The sequence below is a fragment of the Anaerococcus cruorum genome (assembly GCF_046365495.1).
Lineage (GTDB): Bacteria > Bacillota > Clostridia > Tissierellales > Peptoniphilaceae > Anaerococcus > Anaerococcus cruorum.
In genome coordinates this window covers 45,823-58,610 of sequence record NZ_JBGMEH010000001.1, presented here as the reverse complement: position 1 = coordinate 58,610, position 12,788 = coordinate 45,823, and the positions used below count along the sequence as shown (strand labels likewise).

12 protein-coding genes are annotated in these 12,788 nt (G+C 31.9%); 11 read left to right on the top strand and 1 reads right to left on the bottom strand.

Translation table 11 applies throughout. From position 1 onward, the window contains the following. The 10 genes from ACCQ40_RS00285 to recQ all read left to right on the top strand — a co-directional run bounded on the left by ACCQ40_RS00285 (window position 1) and on the right by recQ (window position 10,062). Window positions 1–810, top strand: a complete 810-nt coding sequence (locus ACCQ40_RS00285; protein ID WP_410032134.1) for an alpha/beta hydrolase family protein — start codon at window positions 1–3, stop codon at window positions 808–810. Between the two features lie 83 nt (window positions 811–893). Beyond that, entirely contained in the window at window positions 894–2,033 is a 1,140-nt protein-coding gene (locus ACCQ40_RS00280) for a THUMP domain-containing class I SAM-dependent RNA methyltransferase (RefSeq protein WP_410032133.1), read from the top strand. Then, a complete protein-coding gene (locus tag ACCQ40_RS00275) occupies window positions 2,030–3,448 on the top strand; it encodes a L,D-transpeptidase family protein (protein ID WP_410032132.1) in 1,419 nt (472 codons plus the stop codon). Before ACCQ40_RS00280 ends, ACCQ40_RS00275 begins: the two co-directional genes overlap by 4 nt. 8 nt (window positions 3,449–3,456) lie before the next feature. Beyond that, complete coding sequence (locus ACCQ40_RS00270) at window positions 3,457–4,278, top strand: energy-coupling factor transporter ATPase (protein WP_410032131.1); 822 nt, start codon at window positions 3,457–3,459, stop codon at window positions 4,276–4,278. Further along, entirely contained in the window at window positions 4,275–5,132 is an 858-nt protein-coding gene (locus ACCQ40_RS00265; RefSeq protein WP_410032130.1) for an energy-coupling factor transporter ATPase, read from the top strand. Before ACCQ40_RS00270 ends, ACCQ40_RS00265 begins: the two co-directional genes overlap by 4 nt. Further along, a complete protein-coding gene (locus ACCQ40_RS00260) occupies window positions 5,125–5,922 on the top strand; it encodes an energy-coupling factor transporter transmembrane component T family protein (protein ID WP_410032129.1) in 798 nt (265 codons plus the stop codon). Before ACCQ40_RS00265 ends, ACCQ40_RS00260 begins: the two co-directional genes overlap by 8 nt. After that, complete coding sequence (gene truA / locus ACCQ40_RS00255) at window positions 5,916–6,659, top strand: tRNA pseudouridine(38-40) synthase TruA (RefSeq protein ID WP_394019987.1); 744 nt, start codon at window positions 5,916–5,918, stop codon at window positions 6,657–6,659. Before ACCQ40_RS00260 ends, truA begins: the two co-directional genes overlap by 7 nt. Beyond that, the gene (locus ACCQ40_RS00250; RefSeq protein WP_410032127.1) at window positions 6,652–7,074 is read left to right on the top strand and encodes a hypothetical protein; all 423 of its coding nucleotides are present in this window, start codon (window positions 6,652–6,654) and stop codon (window positions 7,072–7,074) included. Before truA ends, ACCQ40_RS00250 begins: the two co-directional genes overlap by 8 nt. Further along, window positions 7,064–8,224: a DUF4097 family beta strand repeat-containing protein gene (locus ACCQ40_RS00245; RefSeq protein ID WP_410032126.1), complete on the top strand. Its 1,161-nt coding sequence runs from the start codon at window positions 7,064–7,066 to the stop codon at window positions 8,222–8,224. The genes ACCQ40_RS00250 and ACCQ40_RS00245 overlap by 11 nt, the downstream gene beginning before the upstream one ends. Before the next feature lie 38 nt (window positions 8,225–8,262). Continuing rightward, on the top strand, window positions 8,263–10,062 hold the full coding sequence (recQ, locus tag ACCQ40_RS00240; protein WP_410032125.1) for a DNA helicase RecQ: 1,800 nt from the start codon (window positions 8,263–8,265) through the stop codon (window positions 10,060–10,062). 45 nt (window positions 10,063–10,107) lie between these two features. Here recQ and asnA read toward each other — a convergent pair whose 3' ends face one another. Continuing rightward, on the bottom strand, window positions 10,108–11,121 hold the full coding sequence (gene asnA / locus ACCQ40_RS00235; protein ID WP_394012065.1) for an aspartate--ammonia ligase: 1,014 nt from the start codon (window positions 11,119–11,121) through the stop codon (window positions 10,108–10,110). A 219-nt stretch (window positions 11,122–11,340) separates the two neighbouring features. On the opposite strand from asnA, the gene ACCQ40_RS00230 reads away from it, so the two are divergent. Continuing rightward, window positions 11,341–12,696 (top strand): uracil-xanthine permease family protein, encoded by a 1,356-nt coding sequence (locus ACCQ40_RS00230; RefSeq protein WP_410032124.1) that lies wholly within the window; start codon window positions 11,341–11,343, stop codon window positions 12,694–12,696. Window positions 12,697–12,788 lie beyond the last annotated feature (92 nt).

The window sequence follows — 12,788 nt, the reverse complement described above, 5'->3', positions numbered from 1 at the left end:
ATGAAATATTTTTATGAACAAATTTCGAAAAAAGACGGAGTTATTTTAAGAGGAGTTATAAATACTCCTGATGACTTTGATCCTAATAAAAAATATCCTACCGTTATCTTCTACCATGGATTTGGTGGAGACCGTAATGGAAGTGCTTGGTTTCGTGGGCAAAACTCCATGTATCTTACAGATAGGGGCTATGTAACAGTGCGCTTTGACTTTTCAGGAACTAATGAGTCAGACGGTGATTTTTATGATATGACTGTTAGTCGTGAAGAAGAAGAAGCTATAATGATTTATGATTTTACAAAACTTCGTAAGTTCGTAGACAGAAATAGGATATATTTAGTAGGCCATTCCTTAGGTGGTGTTATTTCAACACTTATAGCTTCCAGGGTAAATCCAAAAGCCATGGTACTTTTAGCACCAGCTAGTGATATGAATAATCCCAAATATCTAAAAATTGCAGGTATGGCATATTTTGATCCTAAAATTGACAATGATAAAATTCAGATGGCAAAGAGGGTTAAAGAGATAGAAGATGTAGATATAGGTGGGGTAAAACTCCATAGAAAATTTTTAATAGATTTTTTACCTAAAGATATTTATGGTCAGGCTAGTAAATACAAAGGTAATGTTTTGATTATGCGCGGTACTAAAGATGATTTAGTGTTTAATGATTCAAATAAAAAATTAGAGGAAGCTTATCCAAATGCTAGTTACCAGCAAATAGAAGGGGCAGATCATTCCTTCAAAAATTACGACCATAGGCAAATCATATTTAAGAAAATGTATGATTTTTTAGAATCAAATAAATAATAAGACCACCCAAGGGTGGTTTTTTATTGTAAAAATACTTATTTTTTAGATGAAATATTAGTTTTTAAAGTTATAATAATAGTATGACCAAATTTTTGATTACCACTAGCTTTGGACTAGAGGCCCTAGTCAAAAGACAACTTATAGATATGGGGCATGAGGACTTTGAAGTTAGTGATGGAATGATTTCCCTTAATGGGGAATTATCAGATATTTCAAAACTAAATATAAGCTTACGCGAGGCTGATAGGGTCTACCTTGTAGTGGACACTTTTAAGGCGCGCGATTTTGATGAGCTTTTTGAAAAAGTGAAGGCAATTAATTGGCCTGACTTTTTAGCTAAAGATAGCGATTTTATAGTAAATGCAAGAACTCATAAGTCGAAACTTTTTTCAATAAGAACTATCCAATCAGTTACTGAAAAAGCTATTGTCGATTCTATGAGAAAAAAATATAGGATAAATCACTTCGAAAAATCAGGCCATAGGGTCCAAATAGAAGTAATGCTAAAAAATGATATTGCAACTATAGCCATAGATACTTCAGGCGAGGGTCTACACAAGCGTGGTTATCGTGAAGATACAGTAAAGGCACCTTTGCGTGAAAATCTTGCAGCAGCTTTAGTTGATTTATCATTTTATAATCCGGATAGGTTTTTGTTTGATGGATTTTGTGGATCGGGGACTATACTAATAGAAGCAGCTCGTAAGGCGCGCAATATAGCTCCAGGTATAGATAGAAGCTTTGATTATGAAAATTTTATTTTTCTAAATAAAGACCACCACAAAAATGCAAAAACAGAAGCTTTATCAGCAATTGATTATGATAAAAAGTTAAACTTACTAGGATCAGATATATCCGGTAGGGCTATTAGTCTTGCAAAAAATAATGCTATAAATGCAGGTGTTGAGGAGGATATTTCATTTCTTACTCGTGATATTTCAAATGTTGCTTTAAAAGATGATTACGGAATTATCATAACTAACCCTCCTTATGGTCAGAGGCTATCTAGAATAGATACTGATGAGATTTATCAAAAAATCAATGAAAAATTTAAGAACATGGATACATGGTCTTGTTATTTTATAACTAGTGATGAAAAATTTGATCAAAAATTTAAAAGAAAACTTTCAAAAAAGAGAAAGTTATATAACGGTGGAGAGAAGGTTGATTTTTACCAATATTTTGGGAAAAAACCAGATGATAACGGAGGAATTAATTGACTGATAACAAAGAAAAGAGTGACGGTAAGAGAATAGGACTTATTATTCTATCGATAGTTATTGCCCTATATCTAATAGGTACAGTAATATTTTCATTTTTAGCTTTGCCTGGAACTTTTTTAAATGGTAAAGATATTTCGTATGCTTCAAAAAAGGATGCCTTGGCAAAGGCCCCAGATGATTTTAGCCTAAAGGTAACTGGTAGAGATGATAGAGAATTGACAATCAATCCAACTGATATTGATTATGATGCTAAATTACCAACAGATGCAAAAATAGATCAAAACCCATTTACTTGGCCAGCAGCACTCGTAGGTAATAAAAAACAAGATTTTGATTTTGAATACCAAGTTTCATATGATGAAGACAAATTAGATAAAAAAATTGATGATTCAAAATTGATGAATGGTATCACAGAACCTCAAAATGCAAAAATTTCTATGAAAGATGGAGAGTTTTTTATAGAAGATGAGGTAATCGGTAATGAAGTTGATAAAAAGAAATTAAAAGAAGCCATTATTGATAATATTAATACAAAAAGTAATAAGTTAGCTCTTGATGATAGCTATTATCATAACCCAGAAGTAACCAGCGATTCAGAAAAGTTACAGAAAATTTTAGCTGATTCTCAAAAAATAAAAGATATGAATATCAAATTTAATTTTAATGGTTTTGATTTAAAATTAGAGGGTGATTCCTTACTAGATTTATTTGATATGACCGATGAGGGTTTAGAGCTAAACTATGATAGGGTATATGAATACGCAAAATATCTAGCAAGCGAAACAGATACCTATGGCAAAAATCGTAAGTTTAATGCGACAGGTATAGGAGAAATAGTAGTAGCTCCTGGTGTATACGGTTTTAAACTAGATGTTGATGGTATGGTTGATAAAATTTATGAACAAGTAAACACTCGAGAAAGTGGAGTTATAGAACCTGTTTATGCAAATATTGCTTACGTTAGAACTGATACTGGTGAAGATATAGGAGATACTTATGTAGAAGTAGACCTATCCCGCCAACATATGTGGTTTTATAAAGATGGTAATTTAATCTTAGAATCTGACTTAGTTTCAGGTAGACCAGTGGATGGCTGGGCAACTAATGTAGGTGTTGGACAAATTTTAAATAAAGTTGCAAATACTACCTTAACTGGATTAAACTTTGATGGCCAGACGTCCTACCAAACACCAGTTGATTATTGGATGCCAATAGGCTGGGATGGAGAAGGATTCCATGATGCACCATGGCGTAGTTCTTTTGGCGGAAATCTTTATTTACAAAAAGGTTCACACGGTTGCTACAATTTACCACCTTCAGCAGCAAAAGCCCTATTTGAAAATGTTGATTATGTTACACCAGTAGTAGTTTATGAATCAAACACAAATTACTCACCTGGTATGGTTTATTAAGAGATATTATGATAAAAATTGAAAATCTAAGTTATGCTTATCCATCAAATGATGATAACGAGGGTCATTTTGCCTTAAACGGACTTAATCTTGAAATAAATAAAGGAGATTTTGTTGCCGTTTTAGGCCACAATGGTTCTGGTAAATCAACCCTGGGAAAACTAATGAATGCTCAAATTTTTCCAACAACTGGTGATATTTGGATAGATGACTTAAATACAAAAGATGAAAACTTAATATGGGATGTAAGGAGCAAATGCTCCATGGTTTTTCAAAATCCAGATAACCAAATGGTAGCTACTACTGTAGAAGAAGAGGTAGCCTTTGGGGTAGAAAACCTACAAATCCCAAATCCTGAGCTTAGACAAAGAGTAGATAATGCCATAGACTTAGTTGGCATGAGTGATTTTAAAACAAGAAATCCCGCAAATCTTTCTGGTGGTCAAAAACAAAGGGTATCAATTGCAGGTGTAGTTGCTATGATGAGCGACTACATTATTTTTGATGAGCCAACTGCCATGCTTGACCCTAAGGGTCGTAAGGATGTAATAAAACTTGTAGAAGAACTAAATAAAAATTATGGCAAAACCATAATCTATATAACCCACTACATGGAAGAGGCTATAATTGCTGATAAGATTGTCGTTCTTGATAAAGGTAAGGTAGCTTTAGAAGGAAGTGCACGTGAAGTTTTTTCTAAAGTAGATCAAATGAAAGATTTAGGCCTTGCAGTTCCACAAGTTACAGAAGTAGCCTACGAACTAAGTAAAAAAGGTGTAAAATTTGAAAAACTACCTTTAAGTATTGATGAAATGTTGGAGAGTATATGAATATAGATATAAAAAATGTAGATTATATTTACAATCAAGGCATACCTGGTGAAGTATATGCTCTAAAAGATATCAACTTAAATATAGGTAGGCATGAAATTATAGGTCTAATAGGACAAACTGGATCGGGAAAATCAACCCTAGTTCAATTATTAAATGGACTTTTAATACCAACAAATGGCGATGTAATCGTAGATGGAGTAAACACAAAAGATAAGGAAAAACGCAGGGACATCAGATTTAAAGTTGGTCTTGTTTTTCAATATCCAGAACACCAACTTTTTGAAGAATCTATAGCAAAAGATATATCCTTTGGCCCTACAAATATGGGTTTATCAGAAGATGAAGTAGACCTACGTGTAAGAGAAGCTATGGATAAAGTTGGACTTGACTATGAAACTTACAAAAATGTATCACCTTTTGAAATTTCCGGTGGTCAGCAAAGAAGAGTAGCTGTTGCAGGAATTATTTCTATGAATCCAAAAGTTTTAGTATTAGATGAGCTAACTGCAGGCCTAGATCCAGCAGGTCGAGAAGAAATTTTTAGAGAAATTATAAGTATTTATGAAAATGACCCAGAACTTACTATTGTTTTAGTAAGCCATTCTATGGAAGATGTAGCAGAATATGTTGATAGGGTCATTGTTATGAATAAGGGTGAGGTTTATAGTGATGCATCAACTTATGATACTTTTACAAAAGTTGACTTAGAAAAAATAGGCCTAGATATTCCTCAGGTGTCAAGATTTATGAGAGCATATAAAAATAAAGGAAATGATGTCCGTGATGATATCTACACTATAGAAGATGCAGTAGAAGAATTAAGTAAATATTTAGGAGTAACCCATGAATAAAATAACAATCGGTCAGTACTTGCCCTTTGATACTTTTATGCATAGGCTCGATCCTAGGGTAAAACTTATTGGAGTTTTTGCATATATCATTACAATATTTTTTGTAGATGACTTTATAAGCTTTATTCCCTTTGCAATTTTATTAGTTCTTATGCTTTATACCGCTAAAATCCCTGTAAAGAGTGTTTTTAAATCACTAAGACCTTTATTATTTATTATAATAGTAACTGCAATCATTAACCTATTTACTGCCCCTGGAAATACGCTAGTATCTTTTGGGAGATTAACCATTACTGATGAAGGAGTATATAGGACTCTTTTTACAATAATAAGATTAATATTAATTATTCTTACAACATCTATGTTAACTTATACAACTAGTCCTATGGAACTTACTGATGGTTTGGAAAAATTATTTTCTCCCTTAAAAAGATTTGGATTTCCTGCAGGAGAACTTGCAATGATGATAAGTATCTCCTTAAGATTTATTCCAACCTTATTTGATGAGGCAAATAAAATACGAATGGCCCAAATGGCAAGAGGTGCAGATTTTGAATCTGGAAACATTTTTAATCGTGCAAAAGCAATGATTCCTCTTTTGGTGCCACTTTTTATAAATTCATTTAAAAGATCTGATGAACTTGCCACAGCCATGGAAGCTAGGATGTATCGTATCGGTGAAGAACGTACTAAGCTAAATGAAATCTTTATGGATAAGACAGACTATATAACCTTGTTTTTATTTTTAGGATTTTGTGTGCTTATAATAGCTAAAAAGTACCTATGGTAAAAAATATACTTTTAAAAATTGGCTATGATGGTACCAACTTTCACGGCTACCAATACCAAGAAAACTTAAGAAATGTAGAAAGTGAAGTAAAAAAAGCTATCCATAAAGTAACTGGTGAAAATAATCGCATAATTGCAGCAGGCAGGACTGATGCGGGAGTCCATGCCTATGCGCAATATGTAAATTTTCTAACGGCTACAAATATAAATCCAAGGGCCTTTAAATTTCACATAGAACCATTTTTACCAGATGATATTATTTCTTTAGAATCAAAAGAAGTGGACCTAGGCTTTCATGCTAGATTTTCTGCAAAAACTAAAACCTACCAATATATAATCTATAGAGATAAAATTATGCATCCTATCTATAGAAATTATATGGAACATATAACCTATAAACTCGACTTAGAAAAATTACAAGAAGGTTTAGACATTTTAAAGGGTGAGCATGATTTTAAGGCCTTTATGAGGGTGGATAAGGATTTAGAAATAAATACTGTTCGTACTATAAATGATGCTTACTTTGTTGAAACTGAAAATAAAATAGAAATCTACTACAAGGCCAATAGTTTTTTACATAACCAAGTTAGAATAATGTCAGGGGCGCTAGTAGAACTGGCTCGTGGCAAGCTAAGTGTAGATGAATTTAAAAACTTTTTTGATCCTAATAATACAAAAAAAGCTAATCCAGCTCTAGCAGCTAGTGGACTATATTTATGGAGTATCGATTATGAGTGAAGAAAAAACAAAAAAATATAATTTTATAGAAGAATTTAAAATATTTATATTAATTTTTACTGCAATATTTGGATTTGTTTATGTACCTAGTAAGAATCAAATTTATTTTGCAATATTTTCTTCTATATTACTAATTATAGCTACCATCTATATAATGGATGAGGATTTAACTTTTACCAAACACTTACTTAATATAGTTATCAGGATATATAATATTATTAGCTTTATCTTTATGGTACAATATTTTATACTAGGCAAAGTTGAAACAAGTTATTTTGAAAAACTATTAGCGCCATTTAATAATGAGGGAAATTTTAATGCTTCATTGATAGTGTGGATATTTATCCTAACTTTATTTTTACTAATTTTACAGTATCAGTCAGATAAATCTAAGGAAGAGGCCTATGGAAGATAATAATAAAAATACTAATCAAGAAGAAATATATGATAAAGAACTAGAAGAAATCTTGGATGAAGAAAGCAAAAATCAAGGTAAAAGAAACAGAAGACGAAAAAAGATAAGCAGTCGAAATCTTTTGATAGCTGCCTTGATAGTCGTTTTGCTAGCTGGTGTTCTTTACTTTATAAATAAAAAACAAAATACAGATTCAAAAGATAGCGAAACATCAGAAGCTATTGACCAAAACTCTTATAATGGCTCTACTATCATGCGTGTTGATTTAAATCAAGTAAAAAAAATTAATATTGATTTAGATGTGGCTGATGTTCGTATCCAAAAATCAAATACTAACCCTTATATAGAATATACTGAACTAAAAAGAGGAGAAGAAGATGTATATACTATTGATGTTTCATATGAAAATGGTGTTTTAAACCTTAAATCAAACATCAAGGGTAAAGAATTAAGTATGAAAAATAAGGTACAAATCCTTAGAATATTCTTACCAATGGATAAAAACTTAGAAGAAATCAAAGCAAATATTAATTCTGGTGATGTAAAAGTAAGTGACCTAGAGGTTAGAAACTTAGACTTAAATGTGAAAAGCGGTCACATTAGCTTTGAAAATTCATTCTTTGGTGGCAGTGTTAGCAATGAAGCAGGAGATATCACTCTAGAAAAATCTGAGATTTTAAATACAAAACTGGCTACCAATGCTGGGGATATAATCATTAACGAGAGTAAGTTAGGAACTAGGTCAGATTTCTCAACTCAAACTGGAGATATTATTATTAACTCTACAGATAGTCTTGATAATTATAATGTAAAGGCAAATCTTGAAGTAGGAAACTTCATATTAGGAAATATTTCCTATAGAAATATCAAAGATGGCTTTAGTAAAAATAATAAGGCTCAAAAAGATATTAGCCTAAAAACCAAGGTAGGAGATATTACTTTTAATAAGGGTGAAGGAGCTATACTCGAGGAAGAAGAATATATAACTAATAAAAGCCCAAGAAATGAAAATGATGAAGAAGTTGACCAAACAGAAACAGATCAACAAGAAACTGAAGAAGAATTAACCGATACTCCAGAAGAAGACTTACCAGAAGAAGAAACTCAAACGGAAGAAGAGGTTAATCAAACCGAAGAAAAAAATAATTAAGTTCCTAGGAGCTTAATTATTTTTTTTAGGATTTTATAATGACAGAAAATTTATTAAAGGAAAATTTAAAAAAATATTTTGGTTACGAAAGTTTTAGAGCAGGACAAGAAGAAATTATAAAAAATATCCTAGCTGGCAAAGATGTGCTAGGGGTATTGCCTACTGGTGGAGGTAAGTCTATTTGCTATCAGTTGCCAGCTTTAATTATGGATGGGATTACTCTTGTCATATCGCCTCTTATATCTTTGATGAAAGATCAAGTGGATGCCTTAAATGAAAATGGTATCAGCGCAAGTTTTATAAACTCCACTTTAACAAGGGATGGGTATAAGAAAACCCTAAGCGATATCAGCCGAGGACATGTAAAATTACTTTATATTTCCCCAGAAAGGCTAGAAAATGACTTTTTTATAGAATTTATTAAGGACTTGAATATAAATTTTGTTGCTGTAGATGAGGCTCATTGTATCAGCCAATGGGGTCATGATTTTAGGCCATCCTATAAACTTATACCAAGCATCTATGATGTACTTGGAGAAATCTCAGTTGCTGCTTTTACGGCAACAGCAACCAAGGAAGTCCGCAATGATATTATAAAAAATTTGGAATTAAAAGAGCCCTTTATAAAAGTAACAGGTTTTGATAGGGAAAATCTTACCTATATAGTAGAAAAACCAAAAGATAAGCTTAGATTTTTGAAAAATTATCTAAAAGACCATGAGGATGAATCAGGAATAATTTATGCATCTACTCGTAAAAAAGTAGATGAAGTTTATAAGTCCCTTAAAAAAATGGGTCTTGATGTAGGCAAATACCATGCAGGTTTAGATGAAAAAACAAGGATTAAAAACCAAGATGATTTTATTTATGAACGCAAAAAAATAATAGTGGCTACAAATGCCTTTGGTATGGGCATAGACAAAAGTAATGTGCGCTATGTAATCCACTACAATATGCCTAAAGATATGGAATCATATTATCAAGAGGCAGGGCGCGCAGGCCGTGATGGAGAAGATGCTGACTGTATTTTGTTATATAGCTCTCAAGATATAATAATTAACAAATTTCTAATAAATCAAACTAATAACTTTGCCTTTAAAAAATATCAGCTAGAAAAACTTCAAACTATAATAAATTATGTAAATACAAGTAATTGTCTAAGAGGATTTATCCTTACTTATTTTGGTAGTGAAGCTATGGCCCACTGTGATAACTGTTCAAATTGCTTAAGTGAAGTAGATAAAACAGATGCAACCATTGATAGCCAGAAAATTTTATCCTGTATTTATAGACTAGAGCAAAGGTACGGGTCAAAAACCATAGTTGATTGTCTAAAAGGATCTCAAAATAAAAATGCCCGTGAGAAAAATTTATCAGATGTTTCTACCTTTGGAATTATGAAAGAAAATGATGAAAAATATATAAAAGACCTTATAGGAACGTTGATTGCAGATGGCTACATTAGAGTAAGTGGCGGCCAATATCCTATTTTAAAGCTTACAGAAAAATCAAAAAAAGTACTATTTGATAATGAAAAAGTCTTTGTGCTAGAAAATAAAACTGATCCAATAAAAGAAATTGAAAGAAGTCATAGAAACATTGACCCAACTGATTATGATGATAGATTATTTAACCACCTTAAAAAAGTTAGGTTGAGTTTATCAAAAGATAGGAATATTCCACCCTTTATTATATTTTCCGATGCTTCTCTAAAAGACATGGCAACTCTAAAACCTCAAACTGAAGAAGAGTTTTTAGAAGTAAAGGGGGTAGGAGACAAAAAGCTTGTTCAATATGGGGATATATTTATAGCTGAAATATCAGAATTTTTGGCATAAAAATAAACAAAAAATCTCACCTAAAAAGTGAGATTTTTTTATTGCCTATAAAAGTGTAATACCCTTATTTTCTAAAGCCATCCTATAATCATCTGGCCAGTAAGAAACTTGTACTTCGCCAATATGTGGTTTTTGTAAGAAGAACATACAAAGTCTAGACTGACCTATACCACCTCCAATGGTTTGTGGTAGCTCTCCATCCATTAACATTTTGTGGTAATTATATTTTAGACGATCAAGATTATCAGATTGTTTTAATTGTTCGTTTAATCTATCTGGATTTACTCTAATGCCCATAGATGATAATTCTAATTGGTCATCTAAGATTGGGTTATAGACAATTAAATCTCCGTTTAATAACCAATCATCATAGTCTGGTGCTCTGTTATCGTGTTTTTGTCCATTTGAAAGAGTAGTTCCTATTTGCATTAAAAATATTGCTCCGTATTCTTTTACTGCGAGCCTTTCTCTTTCTGTACTATCTGCTACTTCTGGATACTTATCTAAAAGTTCTTGGCTAGTAATAAAGGTGATTTGATCTTTTAAAAGTTTATGTCTTTGTGGTATTAAACTGCAAAGATATTCGTCTAGAGATTTTAATGTTCTATAAATAACATTTACTACTCTTTTTAAATAATCTTCTGTACGTTCATCTTCTTGCATGATAAGCTCCCAGTCCCATTGGTCTACATAAAATGAGTGGGTATTATCTGGAACTTCACAACGTCGGATAGCGTTCATGTCTGTGTAAAGACCTTCATGCATTCTAAAATTGTATTTTTTTAGAGCATAGCGTTTCCATTTAGCAAGAGAGTGAACTATTTCTAGTTCTTCATTATTTGCTTCTGGTACATCAAACACTACTGGTCCTTCAAAACCATTTAGGTTATCATTTAGACCTGATTCTGTTGATACAAAAAGTGGAGCTGAAACTCTTTTTAAATTTAAGTTATTTGCTAAGTTAATTTGAAAATAATCTTTTATTTCTTTTATTAATAATTGTGTAGTATATAAATCTGGATCTGATGTGTACCCATCTGGTACTATAATATTGCTCATTTTTAACCTCTTTTTCTGTATAATCACTTAATGATTATAATTTTTTACTAATTGTTGTCAAGGATAACGTTTCTAACTATAATGTTTTAATAAAATTTTTAATTTTACCAATTAAACTCAAATATATTATATAAAATTGTTATAAAATAAAAATGTCATTATTATTAAGGATGATAATCTAGTCGGTCGTAACTATTATTTATACATAAAGGAGAGATAATGGATAAAAATTATTCGAATTTATTTACTGTTGATGGACCTGTTAGTTTAAAACAGTCATTGCCTCTAGCTTTTGAGCATCTTATAGCAATGATTGCAGGTTGTATAGCACCTACTTTAATTTTTGCTGGAGCAGCTGGTCTTGATTATGCTAATTCCGTATTACTTGTGCAAATGTCACTTATAGGATCAGCCCTTACTACCCTACTTATTATTTTGGCACCAGTACGTCTTATAGGAAATAAGCTGCCTATGATTTATGGTGTAAGTTTTTCTTATGTTCCAACTATGATTGCTCTTGCTAATCAGCTTGAAAGTTTGGGTTCAAAAAATATTGTGGCCATAGTTTTAGGAGCTCAGCTTATTGCAGCAATTGTTTCTTTTGTTTTTGGTTTTGCATTAAAATATGTTCTACCATATTTTCCACCCCTAGTAGCTGGTACGGTTGTTTTATCAATTGGTCTTTCATTATATCCAGTTGCCCTAAACTATATGGGTGGTGGAGGAGATGTGAGTATGGCAGGATGGGGATCTTGGGAATATTGGTTTATAGCAGCTGTAACCCTAGTAGCAAATATTATATTTACTCACTTTGGTAAAGGCATGGTATCTCTTGCATCTGTTTTACTTTCTATGATAGTTGGCTATATTTTAGCTTTTTTTATGGGCTATGTAGATTTATCTCCAGTTGCTGAATCAGGTTGGTTTTCTTTTGTAAGTCCTATGTATTTTGGTATAAAATTTGAACCATCAGCAATTGCAGCTTTTATTATTATTTTCATAGTAACCTGTATTGAGGGAATAGGGGATATGAACTCTACTACTATAGGTGGTATGAATAGACCAGCTACAAGTGATGAACTTCGTGGTGGTATCATGGGCTTTTCTGTAGCAAATATACTTGGAGCTTTTATAGGAACCCTACCTACTTCAACATTTTCACAAAATGCAGGTATTGTTTCTATTAATAAGGTAATAAATAAAAAAGTATTTATCACTTCATCGATTATGATTTTAATAGCAGGCCTTGTGCCAAAATTTTCATCTCTTTTACTTACAATTCCATATCCAGTTATAGGTGGAGCTACAATATCAGTTTTTGCAGCTATAACAATGAATGGAATTAGAATGATAACTACCCAACCCTTATCTATGAGAAATACTTACATAGTTGGTGTATCTGTAGCAATAGGTTTTGGTTTTACCCAAGTAGTTACTGCAGCTCATAATGCAGGAGTTACATTTATGCCAGAAAGCTTAGAAGTAGCTATAGGCTCATCTCCAGTAGTACTTACAACCTTATTTGCATTTATAATGAACATAGTTATCCCAGAAAAAGAAGAAGATAAGGCATGATGTTTGAAAATTTTTAAGTGGGTATATAAGTAATGTAGCAGGAACAAACTTTACACAAACTTTACAAAACTTTAAAATAGATTAAATAAAGC